Genomic DNA, 16,514 nt, shown 5'->3' on the forward strand with positions numbered 1-16,514 from the left:
CATGCGAATTCTGATCCTGGGCGGCACCGGCGAGGCGAGCGCCCTGGTGCGCGGACTCCTGGCGCGGGGAGATCCCCATGGCGTCACCCTGTCGCTCGCCGGCCGCACCAGCCAGCCGAAGGCTCAGCCCGTACCGACCCGCATCGGCGGCTTCGGCGGCGCGGAGGGTCTGGCCGCGTGGCTCGCCCAGGACCGCACCGACCTCGTGGTCGACGCGACGCATCCCTTCGCGGCCCAGATGAGCGCCAACGCGGCCGAAGCCTGCGCCCGGACCGGAACGCGCCTCCTGGCGATCCGCCGCCCCGCCTGGGAGCCGGTCTCCGGCGATCGCTGGACGACGGTGCCCGACATGGCCGCCGCCGCCCTTGAGCTCGGCCCGGAGCCGCGCCGCGTGTTCCTCACCATCGGCCGGCAGGAGGTCGGCGCCTTCGCCGCCGCGCCGCAGCACGATTACGTGGTGCGCGCCATCGAGGGCATCGATCTGGCGGTGCCGCGGCTGACGTCCATCCGGGCGCGCGGCCCCTTCGACGCGGCCGCCGAGGCGGCGTTCCTGGCCGAGGGCGCGATCGAGGTCCTGGTCAGCAAGAATTCCGGCGGGGACGCGACCTACGGCAAGATCGCAGCGGCGCGAGCGCTGGGCTTGGCCGTGGTGATGGTCGCCCGCCCGGAGAAGCCGGACGTGCCGAGCGTGCCCGACGTCGCGGCGGCCCTCGCGGGGATCGCCGCCCTCTGATCGTCGATCCAGTCGATCGCGACGGCTGATGTGCCCGGAACGGACCCCCTCTCCCGTGCGGGAGAGGGCTGGGGTGAGGGTCGTGCCCCCTTCGAAGACGTCGCGCACCTCACCCTGTCCCTCTCCTTCCAGGAGAGGGGACCCGCGCGCGTCCGAGACCGAGTGGATCGGCCGGCGACGGGGTAAGGCCTGCGCCGACCCGCGCATCAGGCCGCCGGCACGCTGCGCGGCGTGTAGACGAAGGGCGTCGCGTCGCCGCGGGGGATCAGGCGGGTGGCCGAGGCGCCGATGATCACCATCGTGGCCATGTCGGCCGTCGCCGTACGGGCCGCATCGAGGGTGAGCACCCGGATCGCCTCGTCGGGCCGCGAGACCGCGCGGGCGAAGATCACCGGCGTGTCGCCGCGCCGGATTTCGGCGGCGAGATCCAGGGCCTTGCCGAGCTGCCAGGGCCGCGCCGAGGAGATCGGGTTGTAGAGGGACACCACGAAATCCGCCCGCAGCACCGCCTCCAGCCGGGCGGTGATGACCTCCCAGGGCTTGAGGTTGTCCGAGAGCGACATCGCGCAGAAATCGCCGCCGAGCGGCGCGCCGAGGCGGGCGGCGGCCGCCAGCATCGCGGTGATGCCGGGCTCCACGGTGATGGGCAGGTGCGCCCAGGCCGGGTCGCCGGCCTCCACGGCCTCGAACACGGCCGCCGCCATGGCGAACACGCCGGGATCGCCGCCCGAAACCACCGCGACGCGCCGGCCGCTCGCCGCGAGTTCGAGGGCGTGGCGCGCGCGGTCGACCTCGACGCGGTTGTCGCTGGCGTGGCGCACGAGCCCCGGCCGCTCGGGCACGCGGGCGACGTAGGGGATGTAGCCGATGAGGTCCTGCGCCCCGGCCAGGGCTTCCTGGGCGGCGGCCGTCAGCAGGCGCGGGTCGCCGGGCCCCAATCCGATGACCGTGACCGAACCGGTCCCCGCAGACGGGCCGCTCACGGCCGGCGTCCCTCGCCGGGCAGGAGCACCATCGAGAAGTAGGGCGCCACGTCGTCGGGCTTGTCCTTGAGGGCGATCACCCGCTCGCCCGCCATGGTGCCGCGCTCGACATAGACCGCGCGCTCCAGCACGCCGGCCTCGGCGAGTGCCGCCCGGACCTTCGGCAGGTGGCGACCCAGCTTCATCAGCACGGCGGCGTCCGTGGCGCGCAGGCGCTCCACCAGGGCGGCGTGCGGCAGGGTGGCGGGCAGCACGGTCAGCACGTCGTCGCCCCAGGTGATCGGGGTGCCGGCCCGGGTCCAGCAGCCGGACATGCCGGTGACGCCGGGGACCACCTCCACCGGGAAGCGGTCCTTGAGGCGGCGCCACAGGTGCATGAAGGAGCCGTAGAAGAACGGATCGCCCTCCGACAGGATCGCCACGTCCCGTCCCGCGCCGAGATGGTCGGCGAGGCGGGCGGACGCGTCGTCGTAGAAGGCCGCGAGCGCCGCGACGTAGTCCGGGTGCTCCGGGTGGAGTTCGGTGGTGTAGGGATAGACCAGCGGGTACTCGCGCCCCGGCTCGGCGGCGAGCACCGCGTCCGCGATGGTGCGGGCGTTGCCGCGCCGGCCCTTCTTGCAGAAATGCACCAGCACCGGGGCCCGCTCCAGCACCCGCATGGCGCGCACGGTGAGGTAGTCTGGCTCGCCCGGGCCCATGCCGACCCCGAACAGGGTGCCGGTGGTCGCCGCGCGCGGGACCTCGGTCCGCTCCGCTACCTCGGGGGGAAGCCGCTCGCCCGACTCCATCACTCGATCTCTTGCGCGAGCGCGTTGACGGCCGCGGCCGTCATGGCGCTGCCGCCGCGCCGGCCGTGGACCACGATGAAGGGCACCCGGCCGTCGCGGGCGAGCGCTTCCTTCGACTCGGCGGCCCCGACGAAGCCGACCGGGATGCCGATGATCGCGGCGGGGGGCGGCACGCCCTCGTCGAGGAGTTCGAGCAGGCGGAACAGCGCGGTCGGGGCGTTGCCCACCGCCACGATGCTGCCGGGCAGGTGCTCGCGCCAGAGTTCCATGGCGGCGGCCGAGCGGGTGGTGTTCATGGCGGCGGCGAGCTCCGGCACGCGCGGATCGCTCAGGGTGCAGATCACCCGGTTGTCGGCGGGCAGCCGGGCCCGGGTGACGCCGTCGGCGACCATGCGGACGTCGCACAGGATCGGCGCGCCGGCCTTCAGGGCCGCTTCGCCGGCCTGCGCGAAATCGGGCGAGGCCTCCACGTCGCGCGGCAGGTCGGTCATGCCGCAGGCGTGAATCATCCGCACCACGACCCGCTCGGCGGTGCCCTGGAAGCGCGCGAGATCGGCCTCGGCCCGGATCATCGCGAAGGAGCGGGCGTAGATCGCCCCTCCGTCACGCAGGTAGTCGAGGCGGGAACTCATGACGGTCGTGGTCCTGGGGGGTGGTCTGGGACGATCTGGGCGAGGGGCAGTGCCGAATCCGCCCTCCTTACGCGCTCCAGCGCGGCCTCGAAAGGGAGGCGCGTCGCCGGCAACGCATCCGGGCGCCCGGAGAGCACCACGTCGTACTGCCCGTCCCGCCCGACGAGGGTGAGGTCGGCGGCCCCCGGATGGGCGCAGCCCTTGGGACAGCCCGAGACATGGGCGCGCAGGCCCCGCGCCGCGAAGGGCCGGAACGCCTCGGCGAGGCGGGCCGCGTCGCTCAAGGTCGGCGTCGAGCCCGACGCGCAGGCCGGCGCGCCCGGGCAGGCGGCCACCGCCCCGCGCGGATCCTCGGCCCGCGTCAGGAAGCCGGCCACGGCCAGGGTTTTTCGTGCGATCTCGGCGGTTCCGGCGTTTCGGCACACGAGAAGGAAGCCACGCGTCGGCGAGAGCCGCAGATCGTTCGCACCGGCGGCATCCGCCGTGTCGGCGAGACGGTCGAGGGCATCGGCGGTGCAGCGGCCGAAGGGGGCATCGACCAGGAGGACGACGCGGGCGTTTCCATCCTTACGTGAGCCGCGACCGGACTCCCTCTCCTGAAAGGAGAGGGTTGGGGTGAGGTGTGTGACCTTTCCGGATAAAGCACACACCTCACCCTGTCCCTCTCCTTCCAGGAGAGGGGACCCGCGCTTGGGCCTGACGAGCGTTTGCAGAGCCCGCAAGCCTGGGCTCAGGGCGGACACTTCGGCCGGGGCCGGGATGCGTTGCAGGCCGAAGCGCGCCAGGGCCTCCGCCCGTGCCCGCGCCGGGACATCGCGCATCCGGCGGTGCCCGCTCATTGCCAGCAGACGCAGGGCTGCCTCCACGACGGCTTCCACGTCATCGGTCAGCCGCCACCAGGCCGCGTCGCCGGCGAGGTGCAGCGCCAATCCCTCGCGGGTGACGACGCCGTGGAGGTCGGCCTCCGCCGCGCCGAGGGTGAGGCCGTACGCGGCCGACTCGATGGCGACCAGGGTTTTCGGCGGCAGGCCGGGAATCGCCAGCCCGATCGCCTCGACGGCCCGGGCCAGGGCCGGGACCGCATCGGAGTCGAGCCCCGCCAGCGGCGTGGTCAGGGTCAGGCGCTGCGGTCCCCCGTCGTGGCGGACATCGCCGAGCCCGATGGCCGCCAGGGCCTCGGCGAGGCCGCAGCGGGTCGCTTCGGTGACACCGCGGATCTGCAGGTTGGCCCGCGCCGTCACGTCGACATGGCCGTTGCCGAAGCGGCGCGCCCCGTCCGCCACCGCCCGCGCCTGGGCCGGGGTGAGGCGCCCGAGGGGCGGGTGGACGCGGGCGAGCAGGCCGTCGCCGGTGGGCATCGGCCGGGCGAGGCTCGGGCACCAGCCGCGCCGGCTCGGCGCCTCCGGCGCGACGCGGCGGGGCGCGCTCATTCCGCCGCCTCGCGCAGCAGCTCATCGGCCGCCATGGCGTTGCGCCGGGTGGTCCAGAGGCCGCGCCGCCGCGCCTCGTCGAAGCGCTCCAGGATGGCGCGGGCCGCCTCCGGATTGGCCGCCCGCAGGGTCTCGAAGGTGTCGAGGTCGGCGATCATCGCCCCGTAGAGGCGGTCGAGGTCGGCGTCCGAGACCGCGTCCGTGGTGGCGGCGAGGACGAACACCGCGTCGACCCCTTGCGCCAGTTCCTGAGCGCCGCGATAGCCGTGCCGGAGCTGCGCCGCGATCCAGCGCGGATGGGCGAGGCGCCCCCGGATCAGGCGGGCGGCGTCCTCGCGGGCGGTGCGGGCCTTCGGGGTCTCGGGCGTGGCGACATCGAGGCTGTAGAGGGCGGGGCTTGCGCCCGTCAGCGCGGCGGCGGCCGAGAAGCCGCCCATCGCCTCCACGGCGGCGTCGCCGTCGAGGAGGTCGCGCTCGGCCACGTCGAAGGCGTGCACGTAGGCGTCGGCGCCCGCGACCCGCGCGGCGAAGCCCGCATCCGCGGCGTCCGCCGCGCCGCCATAGGCGTGGGAGGTGGCGTCGAGGTAGGCACGCCCGAGATCGTCGCGGCTGTCCCAGGCCCCGTCGAGGGCGAGGCCGCCGGCGCCGGCGCCGTAGCGTCCGGGCGCGGCACCGTAGACCCGCGCGGGCGCCTCGCCCCGGCGCCGGGCGGCGGCCAGCGGGTTCTCGGCGTCCTCCTCCTCGTCGCGGGCGGCCACCGCCATGGCGGCACGGGCGAGGAGCGACAGGGTCTCGGGGAAGGTATCCCGGAAGGCGCCGGAGACCCGCACCGTCACGTCGATGCGCGGCCGGTCGAGGAGGGCCAGCGGCAGCACCTCGAAGCCGGTGACGCGGGTGGAGGCATGGTCCCAGACCGGGCGCACGCCCATCAGCGCCAGGGCGTGGGCGATGTCCTCGCCGCCGGTGCGCAGGGTCGGCGAGGCCCAGAGGTCCATGACGATCCGGGCCGGGTACTCGCCCTCGTCCTGCAGGTAGCGCAGGACCACGGCATCGGCGGCCTTGGCGCCCAGGGTGGTGGCGGCCCGGGTCGGCAGGCTGCGCGGATCGAGGGTCGCGAGGTTGCGCCCCGTCGGCATCACGTCGGTGCGCCCACGCGACGGCGAGCCGGCGGGCCCCGGTGGCACGAAGCGTCCGTCGAGGGCGCGCAGCAGGCCGAGGCGCTCGCCCTCGGCGCAGGCCGCCACGGCGGCGGGCGCCTCCGGGGCGGCGCGGCCGAACACGTGCAGCCCGTCGCGGGCGGTGACCTCGCCGAGGTCGCAGAGATGCGCGTCGAGGGCCGCCAGCGCGTCCGGCATCGGGGTGTCGGCGTCGATTCCGGCGCCCGTGAGGAGCCCGGCCGACATCGCCTCGTCGAGGATGGTGCGCGCCAGGATCGCGGCGCGGCGCGGATCGAGCACGCTGGCGGCGGAGTACTCCTCCACGAGTTCGCGTAGGCGCGCGGCGTCGGGGTCGAGCCCCGTGACGCCGGTCTGCGGCGTCAGGTGGCCCAGCGCGACGCCGCCCAGGCGCCGCTTCAGGGGCGCGGCCTCGCCCGGATCGTCGACGATGAAGGGATAGACCACCGGGAGCGCCCCGACGGCGCGGGCCGGCCAGCAGTCCGGTGAGAGCGCGACGGCCTTGCCCGGCAGCCATTCGGTGGTGCCGTGGGTGCCGAGATGGACCAGGGCGTCGAACCGGGTGCGGAGCCCGAGATGGAAGGCGAGATAGGCGTGGGTCGGCACCGCGTCGGGGTCGTGATAGGCGGCCTTCCGGTCCGCCGACCGTCCGCGATCGGGCTGGAGGAACACGGCGAGGCGCCCGCCCTCCGGGGTCACGCGCGCGAAGCGGAACGCCCCGTCCCGGCAGGCCGGGTCGGTTTCGGGCGGTCCCCATTCGGCGTCGAGGGCCGCGCGGGCAGCCTCCGGCAGCGTGCCGAGCCAAACGCGATAGGCCTCGAGGGCGACGGAAAAATCCTTCGGGCCGCCCGTCAGCCCCCGCATCAGGGCATCGGCCTCGGGCAGCGCGGCGACGGCGTAGCCGGCTTGGGCGAGATCCGCCACGATCGCCCGCGCGCTCTCCGGGGTGTCGAGGCCCACCGCGAAGCCCGCGCGGCCGCCGCGGGCGGGATAGTCCGACAGCACCAGGGCGAGGCGGCGCTCGGCGGGGGGCAGGCGCGCGAGGCGGACCCAGGCGGCGGCACGGTCGGCGAGGGCCGCGATGCCCTCCGCGTACGGCACGGCGCGGCGCTCGGCGAAGCCCTCGGTCTCCGGACCCTCCTCCTTGAACGAGATCGGGAACCCGGAGAGCCGCCCGTCGAATTCCGGCAGGGCCACCTGCATGGCGAGGTCGGCCGCGCCCATGCCCCGGGCCGAGGCGGTCCAGGCGTCCCGCGCCGCCCCGATGCTGAAGGCCTGGAGCACCGGGCAATCGGCCGCGTCGAGGACGAAGCCGGCATCCTCCCGGGCCGAGAAGGCGGTGGCGGCGATCACGATGGCGGGCCGGTGCGCCGCGATGGCCGCCCGCAGGGGCTCGATCGCGACCGGGTCCTTCAGGCTCGACACCGCCACGGCCAGCACCGCGAGACCACGGGCCTGGAGCGCCGCGCTCAAGGACGCGATCGGCGCGGTGTCGCCCGAGAGCACGCTGGAGCGATAGACCACCAGCAGCGCCAGCGGCGCGTCTTCCGGAATCGTCTGAAACGGTCGCCCGGCAGCCAGAGCCTGTCCGTCCTCGACGGGGCCGCAGCCCGGACAGCAGACGAAGCCGCGCGGCAGGGGCAGAGGCGGCTCGACCACCCCCGCATATCCGATCTCGGCGGCGATGCGCCCGACGAGGCGGCGCAGGTTCGCCGCCCCCCCAGCCCGGAAATAGGCGTCGAAGTCCGGTGCCAGGTCCGGCCGGGTGGAGAAGCCGTCGAGGCGCGGGTCGGGCCGGTCGTCGCCCGGCAGCACCACCAGGGTGACGCCGCTGGCGCGGGCGGCCGACGCCGCGCGCTCGATGCCGTAGCGCCAGTAATCGAGCCCGCCGAGGCAGCGGATCACGACGATCCGCGCGTGCGCGATCACCGTGTCGACGTAGAGGTCGACCGACATCGGGTGGCGCAGCTTGGCGAGCTTGGCGAGCCGCAAGGTCGGGGCCTCGCCAGACCCCGTCGGAAAGACCGCCGCGTGGGCCTGCGCCATGCCGAACAGGTCGGAATCGGTGAAGGACAGGAAGGCGATGTCCCCCGGCGCCTGCCCGAGATCGACCGCGGCTTCGCCCTCGTCGAGGGAGACCGTATCGATGCGGATCAGGTGCATGGAGGGGGCTTATCCCGCCAGGGCGGCGGCGACGGCGCCCTGGTCGAATCCCTTCAGGCCGATCACCACGAGGCGGCCGTCGCGGGGCTCGGTGGTCTTCCAGGGCCGGTCGTAATGGTGGGTCACGCGGGCGCCGACGCCCTGGACCACGAGGCGCATCGGCTTGCCGGTCACCTCGGCGAACCCCTTGATGCGCAGAACGCCCTCCGTCTCCGCGGCGCGGGCGACGCGCAGGGCGAGGTCCTCGGCCGAGGCCGTGGCGCGCACGGGCAGTGCCACCGAGTCGAAATCGTCGTGGTCGTGGTCTTCGCCCTCGCCGTGGTGGGAGGGGCGGTTGTCGAGGTCGTCCTCGGCCGCCGCCTGGATTCCCAGGATCACGCGCGGGTCGAGGCGGCCGTGCTCGGCCTCCACCATCTTCACGGCGCGGGGCAGGTGTTCGGCGACCTCGGCGCGGACCTTGTCGCGGCCCGCCGCGTCGAGGAGGTCCACCTTGTTCATCACCACGAGGTCGGCGCAGAGAAGCTGGTCCTCGAACACCTCCTCCAGGGGATTGTCGTGGTCGACGCTGGCATCGTCCGCGCGCTGGGCGGCCAGGGCCGCCGGATCGTCGGCGAAGAAGCCGGCCGCCACGGCGGGCCCGTCGATGACCGCGACCACGCCGTCCACCGTCACCCGCGAGCGGATCGCCGGCCACTGGAAGGCCTGGACCAGGGGCTTGGGCAGGGCGAGGCCCGAGGTCTCGATCAGGATGTGCTCGGGCGGGTCGGCCCGGTCGAGGAGCTTGTTCAGGGCCGGCACGAAATCGTCGGCCACGGTGCAGCAGATGCAGCCGTTGGCGAGCTCGACGATGTCCTCGTCGCCGCAGCCCTCGATGCCGCAGGCGGCCAGGAACGAGCCGTCGAAGCCGATATCGCCGAACTCGTTGACGATGATCGCGAGGCGCCGGCCGTTCGCGTTCTCGACGAGGTGGCGCACCAGCGTGGTCTTGCCGGCTCCGAGGAAGCCGGTGACGATGGTGCAGGGGATCTTCGACACGAGGGTCATTCGGCGGCGTCCGTGATGCGGGGCGCCGCGAGCGGCGGAAAAGGCGGGATGCGGGCGACGACGCCCTTGCGGAATTCCTGCGGCCGCGCCTTCCACGGCACGATGCCGTCCGGCGTCCCGGCGTAGAGCGCGACGCCGTCCAGGATGGTGCCGGCGGACGCGACCGGGTCGAGGTCGCCGTAGACGTAGGTCCAGCGGCCTTCCGAGGCGACCGCCACGGTGCAGGGGCGCTTGCAGACCGAGAGGCATTCGACGCTCTCGACCGTGATGCCGGGGTGGCCGCCCGCGCTCACCGCCTCCTGGAGGGCGGCGAGCAGGCGGGCGCCGGCACGGGGCTCCGCCGTGTCGCCCGCCGCCCGGCAGGTGGCGCAAACGTAGAGCGTGACGGGGGCGAAGGTCTCGGTGTCAGGCATGGGTCGGCCGGTTCCGGCCGAACAGGCCCCAGGCCCAGCCATAGGCCAGCCCGATCACCGCCCAAAACACGAAGGCGATGCCGAGCGAGCGCGCCGCGAACTGCGCCGCGTAGGCCGCCGGCAGGTTTGAGGCGGCGTGGCTCGTCTCCGGCGCGCCCGCGAGATGGGGCGCGACGAGGAGCACGATGCCGCCCGCGATGCTGACCGGCGCGCGCCGGATCGCGATGAGGTAGAGCCCCATAGCGGTGGCCAGGGCCGTCATCACCCACCAGAACTGGCGGTCGGCCAGTGGCGCGGCTTCCATGCCGGGCAGTTCCGGCGCGAGCCCGAGGGCCGGGGCCAGCGCCACCGCGAGGAACCCCCCGATGGCGAAGCGCAGGCCGCTCTCGGGGCTCGGCTCGCGGTTGCAGGCGAGGAGCACCGCGCCGAGGAGCAGCGCGTAGCCGACGCCGCCCACCAGGGTGGCGAGCGCCGTGAAGGCCATGCGCGGCAGGCCGGGGCCGGGCTCCCACACGGGCGCGACCTCGCCGCCCGCCACCGACGGATCCCGAGGACCGTTATTCTGGGTGCCGTGATCGTGGCCGCCATGGACGCGCACGATCAGCGAGGCGGGAATCGGCAGGAGGGGCGCGGCGGAGGCCTGCGTCTCGTAGCGCTCGGCCGCGATGATGAGCGGCGAGGTGAGCGCGAACTGCAGGCCTGTCCCGACGACAGCCGCGAGGAAGCCGGCGACCAGGGCCGCCGACACGAGCCGGATGATCATGGGGGTGTCTGCCTTAAGCGGAGGCGCTCAGTGGCAGGGGAAGTTCTGGCTGTGGCGGAAGTCGTGCGCCGCGTTGTGCAGCGCCATCGCGGGGGCGAAGCCCGCCATGAACACGAGGCCGAGGCCGAGGAAGGCGGCCACGAGCACGGCGCCGAGGCGCTCGTTGGTGCGGGTGCCGGTCAGAACGAGGGTGTTGGTCGACATCGGTTCATCTCCTGGCCGCCCCGCCGGCGGCCGTCATCGAGCGGGAGGGACGACAAGTCCCCTCTGGACGGCAGGTCTCCTGGCTCGCGGGTCGCTGGTCCTGCCGCCTTCCCGGATCGCTCCAGTGGCCGATGGCAGTCCCGTCTCCGCTCACAGTTGCGGGGGCAGCCGCGGTTTCAGGGTCGCCCCCTCACCGCATTCCCTTTTCACCCCGTCGCCGGGGCACCGTCCGATCCATGCTTCTACGCGGTTGCCCCCGCGCTGACAACGCGGCCCGCAGGGCTTTCCCGCCTTTGACCGGAGACCCCGAATTCGGGCACAGCGTTCCGCATGCCGCACCCGACTCCCCGAATGACCCTCGTGCTCGGCGGCGCGCGCTCGGGCAAGAGCGCCCATGCCGAGGCGCTGATCGAAGCCTGCCCCGCCCCGTGGCTCTACCTCGCCACCGCGGAGATCTGGGACGACGAGATGCGGGAGCGCATCGCGCTCCACCGCGCCCGCCGCCCTGCGGGCTGGATCACGCAGGACGTGCCCCTCGCCTTGGCCGAGGCGGTCGCCGCCGCGCCGGGGCCGGTGCTGGTCGATTGCCTGACCCTGTGGCTCACCAACCTCATCCTGTCGGAGGCCGACGTGGAGGCCGCCACCGCCGCGCTGCTCGCGGCCTGCGCGGCGGCACCTGGCCCGGTGGTCCTGGTCGGCAACGAAGTCGGGCTCGGCATCGTACCCGAGAATGCGCTGGCCCGACGCTTCCGCGATGCCGCCGGCCGGCTGCACCAGCGCCTCGCGAGCCAAGCCGACCACGTGGTGTTCCTGGTGGCGGGTCTGCCGATGATCGTGAAACCCCAACCCCAGACCTCTTTGCCGGGAGCCACCCCATGACGGATGCCGAGACCGAGGCCGCGCGCCACCGCGAAAAGATGGAGAAGCGCAAGGCCGTCCAGGACGCCGAGGTCGCGGAGAAGACGATCGAGAAGGGGCTCCTCATCGTCAATACCGGCCCGGGCAAGGGCAAGACCACGGCGGCCCTCGGGCTGATGCTGCGGGCGCTCGGCCACGGCTGGCGCGTCGGCGTGGTGCAGTTCATCAAGGGCGCCTGGGACACGGGCGAGAAGCACGCCCTCCAGGCCTTCGGCGACCGGATCGACTGGCACACGCTCGGCGAGGGCTTCACCTGGGAGACCCAGGACAAGGCCCGCGACATCGCGGCGGCCGAGCACGCCTGGGCCAAGGCCCTCGACCTCATGGCCGACCCGACGATCCGCCTCGTCGTGCTGGACGAACTCAACATCGCGCTGCGCTACGCGTATCTGGACCTCGACACCGTCGTGGCGGCCTTCCGGGCGCGCCGACCGGACCTGCACGTCGTCGTCACCGGCCGCAACGCCAAGCCGGCCCTGATCGAGGCCGCCGACCTCGTCACCGAGATGGCATCCGTGAAGCACCACTTCGCCGCCGGGGTGAAGGCGCAGGTGGGGATCGAGTTCTGATGCGGGCGGCCCTCGTCGCGCTCGCCCTGTCCACCGCGATGGGAACGCACGGCGTCCGAGCCGATCCAGCCCCCGCCTGGCCCGCCACCTATCTCGGCCGCGTCGAGGCCCTGGCGTTGGTGGAGGGCCTGAACGCCCGGCTGCTCGCCAGCCGCTCCGCCACCGCGACCCTCGAAGGCTGGTGCGCCGAGCACGGCATGGCCGCCTCGCCCCGGCTCGCGGCGAACCTGCAGCGCGGCGCGGACAAGCCGGCCTCGGAGGAGACCCGCCGGCGCCTGAATGCCGGCCCCGACACGGTCCTCCGTTACCGACAGGTCCGGCTCGCCTGCGGCGACCACCTCCTGTCGGAGGCGGACAACTGGTACGTGCCCGAACGCCTGACCCCGGAGATGAACCGTCTGCTCGAGACCACCGACACGCCGTTCGGCCGGGCGGTCCAGGCCCTCGGCACGACGCGGCAGACCCTCGGTGCGGAACGCCTGTGGCAGCCGCTGCCACAAGGCTGGGAGCAGGCGCCACCCCCGCAGGAGGCTTGCGGCGCCCTCGCGATCCCCGACCATCTGTTCCGGCACCGGGCCGTGCTGTTCACGGCCGAGCGGGTGCCGTTCTCGGAGGTGGTCGAGACCTATGGCAGCGCCATCCTGGCCTTTCATCGCGCCGCGCGGCCCGTCGATCCGGCCTGCGGCGCGGCTCCGTCTAGGCAACCGCAGCCATGACCCGCGCCATCATGATCCAGGGCACCGGCTCGGATGTCGGCAAGTCGCTGATCGTCGCCGGCCTGTGCCGGGTCTTCGCGCGGCGGGGGCTCGCCGTGCGGCCGTTCAAGCCGCAGAACATGTCGAACAACGCCGCCGTCACCGCCGATGGCGGCGAGATTGGGCGGGCGCAGGCCCTCCAGGCGCGGGCGGCCGGGGTGGCGCCCTCCGTGCACATGAACCCGGTGCTGCTGAAGCCCCAGAGCGAGACCGGGAGCCAGGTCGTGGTCCAGGGCCGCATGGTCGGCACCGCGAAGGCGCGGGACTACCAGGCCTGGAAGCCGCGCCTCCTCGCCTCCGTGCTGGAGAGCTTTTCGTACCTGAAGGATCAGGCCGACCTCGTGGTGGTGGAAGGCGCCGGCTCGGCCTCCGAGGTCAACCTGCGGGCCGGCGACATCGCCAATATGGGGTTCGCCCGCGCGACCGGCACGCCGGTGATCCTGCTCGGTGACATCGACCGGGGCGGCGTCATCGCCAGCCTCGTCGGCACGAAGGCGGTGATCGATCCGGCCGATGCGGCGATGATCCGGGGCTTCCTCGTCAACCGCTTCCGCGGCGACCCGAGCCTGTTCGCCGACGGCATGGCGACGATCGCGCGGGCGACCGGCTGGCCGAGCTTCGGCCTGATCCCGCACTTTCCCGACGCGGCGCGCCTGCCGGCGGAGGACGCCCTCGGGCTCGCCGGCTCGGGCGCCGGCGCGACCCGGCGCAAGGTCGTGGCCGTGCCGGTGCTGCCGCGCATCGCCAATTTCGACGACCTCGACCCGCTGCGCGCCGAGCCCGACGTGGCGGTGGTACTGGTGCGCCCGGGTGAGCCGATCCCGGTGGCCGACCTCGTGCTGCTGCCGGGCTCGAAGACCACCATCGACGATCTCGAAGCCTTCCGCGCCGAGGGCTGGGACATCGACCTGCGCGCCCATGTCCGGCGCGGCGGACGGGTGCTCGGCCTGTGCGGCGGCTACCAGATGCTCGGCCGGCGCATCGACGACCCGCACGGCATCGAGGGCGCGCGACGCTCCGTGCCGGGCCTCGGGCTCCTCGACATCGAGACCGTGATGACGCCGCTCAAGCACCTGGCCGCCGTCACCGGCACCAGCTTGGCCGACGGCGTGCCGTTCTCGGGCTACGAGATGCATGTGGGCGACACCACCGGGCCGGATACGGCGCGCCCGGCGATCCGGCTCGCGGACGGGCGCTTCGACGGCGCGGTCTCGGCCGACGGGCTGGTCACCGGCACCTACGTGCACGGCCTGTTCGCCGACGACCGGCAGCGCGGGGCATGGCTCGCCCGCCTCGGGGCGGCGCCGAGCGGGCTGGCCTACGAGGCCGGCATCGAGGCGGTGCTGGACCGGCTGGCCGATCATCTCGAAGCGCATGTCGCCTGCGACGCGCTGCTCGCCCTGGCGTTGTAGCGGGCGAACGGATTAGGCTCGCCTCCGGAACGCCCGCACCGAACGGGCGCCATGAGGAAGCACCCGATGAGCCCAGCCCCTCCCCAGGTGGATGCGCGCGTCGCCGAGGCGACGATCCGTACCGTGACGCTGCGGCTGATGCCGCTCCTCGGTCTGATGTACCTGATCGCCTATATCGACCGGCAGAACATCTCCTACGCCAAGCTGCAGATGGTGGGCGATCTCGGGCTCAGCGAGAGCGTCTACGGGCTCGGCGCCTCGCTGTTCTTCCTCGGCTACTTCCTGTTCGAGGTGCCGAGCAACGTGATCCTGGAGCGCGTCGGGGCGCGGCGCTGGTTCGCCCGGATCATGCTCACCTGGGGCATCATCACGATTCTCCTCGGCTTCACGCAGAACACCACGATGTTCTACGCCTTGCGCTTCCTCCTCGGGGTGGCGGAGGCGGGGTTCTTCCCCGGTGTCCTGTTCGCCCTGACCCTGTGGTTCCCGCAATCGCACCGGGCGCGGATGATCGGCTGGTTCATGATCGCGAGCGCGCTCGCCAACGCGGTCGGCGCGGCCATCGGCGGCGCGCTCCTCGACCTCGACGGCACCCTCGGCCTCAAGGGCTGGCAATGGGTGTTCGTGGCCACCGGCCTGCCCGCCCTGGCGCTGGCCGTCATCGTCCTGCGCATTCTGCCGGATGGCCCCGAACAGGCGCCCTGGCTCAAGCCGGAGGGGCGGGACTGGCTGAGCCGCACGCTGGCCGCCGAGCGCGAATCGGGGGGCAAGGTCGAGCACGGCAACCCCTTCGCGGCCCTCCTCGACCGGCGGGTCTGGATGCTCGCCTCCGTCTACATCGCCTTCCCGCTGGCGGCCTACGGCCTGAGTTACTGGCTGCCCACGGTGGTGCGCAGCTTCGAGGTCTCGAACACCGTCAACGGCTTCATCAACATCATCCCGTGGCTGATCACGGCGCTGGCCCTGTGGTGGGTGCCTCGCCGCGCCGCGCGGACGGGCGATCAGGTCTGGCACGTGGTGGTGCCGGGCCTCGTGGCGGCGCTGGCGCTGGTGCTCAGCGTCCTGCTGCCGGGCTCGGTGCTGAAGTTCGCCTGCCTCTGCGTGGCCGCCGCCGGCGTGTTCTCCGCTCAGCCGGTGTTCTGGTCCCTGCCGGCGACCTTCCTCAAGGGCGCGAGTGCCGCCGCCGGCATCGCGGCGATCAACTCCGTTGGCAATCTCGGCGGCTTCATCGCGCAGAATGCCGTGCCGTTCATCCGCGACCAGACCGGCAGCAATCTCGCGCCGATGTACTTCCTGGCGGCCTGCCTCGGCCTCGGCGCGAGCCTGATGTTCTGGGTGCTCTCGGCCCTGCGCCGCGACGCCGCGCGCCGAATCGCGGCGGATGCGGGCGCCGGCCTCCGGGTGGCGTGAGCAGGGGAGGCTACGGGAGCGGCACCGCGTAGGCGTGCGGCGCCCCGTTCAGCAGGCTGTCGAACAGGACGAGGACGGGGCCCGGCCCGAGGGGAACCACGGCCTCGGCCTTGCCGTCGATGCGCTTGCCCGCCTCGTTCTCGCCCCGCACGGGGGCGATGGTCGCGACCGAGGTCAGGGTTCCGGTGGGCAGTTCGGCGAGGAACAGCCGGTAGGGCACGGGCAGGCCGTTGCGGGACGCGCCCGTGAGCACCAGCATCCGTCCGTCGGGCAGGATCGTCAGGTCGCGGATGCCCGCATCCGGTCCGGCCGCCAGGGGAATCGTGGTGACGTCGGCCGTCAGGGTGGCGTTCCCCTGCGCGAACAGCGCCTCGACGGGCACGGAGACCAGGAAGGCCCTGCCGTCGCGACTCGGTGCCCGCAGGCCCGCGTAGAGCCGGCCGCCCACCACGGCGAGGCCCTCGACGTTCAGCCCGTTCGGCTGCGGCGTGCCCTCCGGCGGCGGCGCGTTCCAGTCGAATTCCAGGTCGCGCAGCACGAAGTCGCGCACGGGCTCGGCGGCCATCAGGGCGTCGAACAGGCGGTAGGTGCTCACCGTTTCCGCGGCGGCGGTGCCGTCGGCGTTCGGGCGCAGCCGCGTGAGGATCATCGACGACAGCTTGTACTTGCGCTTGCCCCGGGTGCAGCCGTGCGACCCGGTGACGTAAAAGAAGGGCTCGGCATAGGCGACGGCCTCGCCGTCGAGCTGGTTGAACTTGCCCGGGCCGCCGCTGCAATGGGACTGCGCTGGCGGCGTGCCGCGAATGTCGGGCGCCGGCGCCGTGCCGAGGTCGTAGGCGGTGGCGCCCGGCGTCAGCGTGGTCGCGCCGAGGCGGGCGAACTGCGCGCCCCGGTTCTCGTCGTTGACCACGACGCAGAGGCGGGTGCCGTCCGCCTCGGCCGGCCGGCAGGCCATGCCGCTGAGGTCGTAGGCCCTGTCGCCCGTCGTCTGACCGTCGAAGTCGCGGATCACCGTGTAGGGAATCGGCGGGGCCTCCGCAGCCCGGCCGGGCGCCGAGAGCGCGAGGCCGAGGGCGGCCATTGCCAGCACGGTGCATCGTCCCGAGCGCGTCGGCATCGACC

The 16,514-nt window shown here is 73.6% G+C and carries 16 protein-coding genes and 1 riboswitch; of the genes, 6 read left to right on the forward strand and 10 right to left on the reverse strand.

The genetic code is table 11. The features are described from left to right. Position 1 precedes the first annotated feature (1 nt). Positions 2 to 733 (forward strand): cobalt-precorrin-6A reductase, encoded by a 732-nt coding sequence (locus MKK58_RS01705; protein ID WP_243910462.1) that lies wholly within the window; start codon positions 2 to 4, stop codon positions 731 to 733. A gap of 206 nt (positions 734 to 939) precedes the next feature. Here MKK58_RS01705 and cobJ read toward each other — a convergent pair whose 3' ends face one another. The 9 genes from cobJ to MKK58_RS01750 are packed head-to-tail and all read right to left on the reverse strand — an operon-like array spanning position 940 to position 10,328. Further along, entirely contained in the window at positions 940 to 1,716 is a 777-nt protein-coding gene (cobJ, locus tag MKK58_RS01710) for a precorrin-3B C(17)-methyltransferase (RefSeq protein ID WP_243910463.1), read from the reverse strand. Continuing rightward, positions 1,713 to 2,504 carry a precorrin-2 C(20)-methyltransferase gene (locus MKK58_RS01715; RefSeq protein ID WP_243910464.1) on the reverse strand — a complete coding sequence of 264 codons (792 nt, stop codon included), beginning with the start codon at positions 2,502 to 2,504 and terminating at the stop codon, positions 1,713 to 1,715. Before MKK58_RS01715 ends, cobJ begins: the two co-directional genes overlap by 4 nt. Continuing rightward, the gene (locus MKK58_RS01720) at positions 2,504 to 3,136 is read right to left on the reverse strand and encodes a precorrin-8X methylmutase (RefSeq protein ID WP_243910465.1); all 633 of its coding nucleotides are present in this window, start codon (positions 3,134 to 3,136) and stop codon (positions 2,504 to 2,506) included. The genes MKK58_RS01715 and MKK58_RS01720 overlap by 1 nt, the downstream gene beginning before the upstream one ends. Then, on the reverse strand, positions 3,133 to 4,566 hold the full coding sequence (locus tag MKK58_RS01725; protein WP_243910466.1) for a hypothetical protein: 1,434 nt from the start codon (positions 4,564 to 4,566) through the stop codon (positions 3,133 to 3,135). The genes MKK58_RS01720 and MKK58_RS01725 overlap by 4 nt, the downstream gene beginning before the upstream one ends. Further along, positions 4,563 to 7,904 (reverse strand): cobaltochelatase subunit CobN, encoded by a 3,342-nt coding sequence (cobN, locus tag MKK58_RS01730; protein ID WP_243910467.1) that lies wholly within the window; start codon positions 7,902 to 7,904, stop codon positions 4,563 to 4,565. Before cobN ends, MKK58_RS01725 begins: the two co-directional genes overlap by 4 nt. 9 nt (positions 7,905 to 7,913) lie before the next feature. Then, a complete protein-coding gene (gene cobW, locus MKK58_RS01735; RefSeq protein WP_243910468.1) occupies positions 7,914 to 8,948 on the reverse strand; it encodes a cobalamin biosynthesis protein CobW in 1,035 nt (344 codons plus the stop codon). Further along, a complete protein-coding gene (locus MKK58_RS01740) occupies positions 8,945 to 9,361 on the reverse strand; it encodes a DUF1636 family protein (RefSeq protein ID WP_243910469.1) in 417 nt (138 codons plus the stop codon). The genes cobW and MKK58_RS01740 overlap by 4 nt, the downstream gene beginning before the upstream one ends. Further along, positions 9,354 to 10,124 carry a CbtA family protein gene (locus MKK58_RS01745; protein WP_243910470.1) on the reverse strand — a complete coding sequence of 257 codons (771 nt, stop codon included), beginning with the start codon at positions 10,122 to 10,124 and terminating at the stop codon, positions 9,354 to 9,356. Before MKK58_RS01745 ends, MKK58_RS01740 begins: the two co-directional genes overlap by 8 nt. Before the next feature lie 27 nt (positions 10,125 to 10,151). Beyond that, complete coding sequence (locus MKK58_RS01750; RefSeq protein WP_055947494.1) at positions 10,152 to 10,328, reverse strand: CbtB-domain containing protein; 177 nt, start codon at positions 10,326 to 10,328, stop codon at positions 10,152 to 10,154. Between the two features lie 51 nt (positions 10,329 to 10,379). Next, positions 10,380 to 10,573: riboswitch (cobalamin riboswitch) on the reverse strand. Between the two features lie 106 nt (positions 10,574 to 10,679). On the opposite strand from MKK58_RS01750, the gene cobU reads away from it, so the two are divergent. From cobU to MKK58_RS01775, 5 genes are all read left to right on the forward strand, one after another. After that, the gene (gene cobU / locus MKK58_RS01755; RefSeq protein WP_243910471.1) at positions 10,680 to 11,207 is read left to right on the forward strand and encodes a bifunctional adenosylcobinamide kinase/adenosylcobinamide-phosphate guanylyltransferase; all 528 of its coding nucleotides are present in this window, start codon (positions 10,680 to 10,682) and stop codon (positions 11,205 to 11,207) included. Next, on the forward strand, positions 11,204 to 11,815 hold the full coding sequence (gene cobO / locus MKK58_RS01760; protein WP_243910472.1) for a cob(I)yrinic acid a,c-diamide adenosyltransferase: 612 nt from the start codon (positions 11,204 to 11,206) through the stop codon (positions 11,813 to 11,815). The genes cobU and cobO overlap by 4 nt, the downstream gene beginning before the upstream one ends. Then, a complete protein-coding gene (locus MKK58_RS01765) occupies positions 11,815 to 12,531 on the forward strand; it encodes a hypothetical protein (RefSeq protein WP_243910473.1) in 717 nt (238 codons plus the stop codon). The genes cobO and MKK58_RS01765 overlap by 1 nt, the downstream gene beginning before the upstream one ends. After that, positions 12,528 to 13,982, forward strand: a complete 1,455-nt coding sequence (locus MKK58_RS01770; protein WP_243910474.1) for a cobyric acid synthase — start codon at positions 12,528 to 12,530, stop codon at positions 13,980 to 13,982. Before MKK58_RS01765 ends, MKK58_RS01770 begins: the two co-directional genes overlap by 4 nt. Positions 13,983 to 14,048: 66 nt before the next feature. Continuing rightward, positions 14,049 to 15,392, forward strand: a complete 1,344-nt coding sequence (locus MKK58_RS01775) for an MFS transporter (protein WP_243910475.1) — start codon at positions 14,049 to 14,051, stop codon at positions 15,390 to 15,392. 10 nt (positions 15,393 to 15,402) lie between these two features. On the opposite strand, the gene MKK58_RS01780 is transcribed toward MKK58_RS01775, so the two are convergent. Beyond that, the gene (locus tag MKK58_RS01780) at positions 15,403 to 16,509 is read right to left on the reverse strand and encodes a DUF3616 domain-containing protein (protein WP_243910476.1); all 1,107 of its coding nucleotides are present in this window, start codon (positions 16,507 to 16,509) and stop codon (positions 15,403 to 15,405) included. Positions 16,510 to 16,514: the final 5 nt, after the last annotated feature.

It is taken from the genome of Methylobacterium sp. J-078 (assembly GCF_022829285.1).
Lineage (GTDB): Bacteria > Pseudomonadota > Alphaproteobacteria > Rhizobiales > Beijerinckiaceae > Methylobacterium.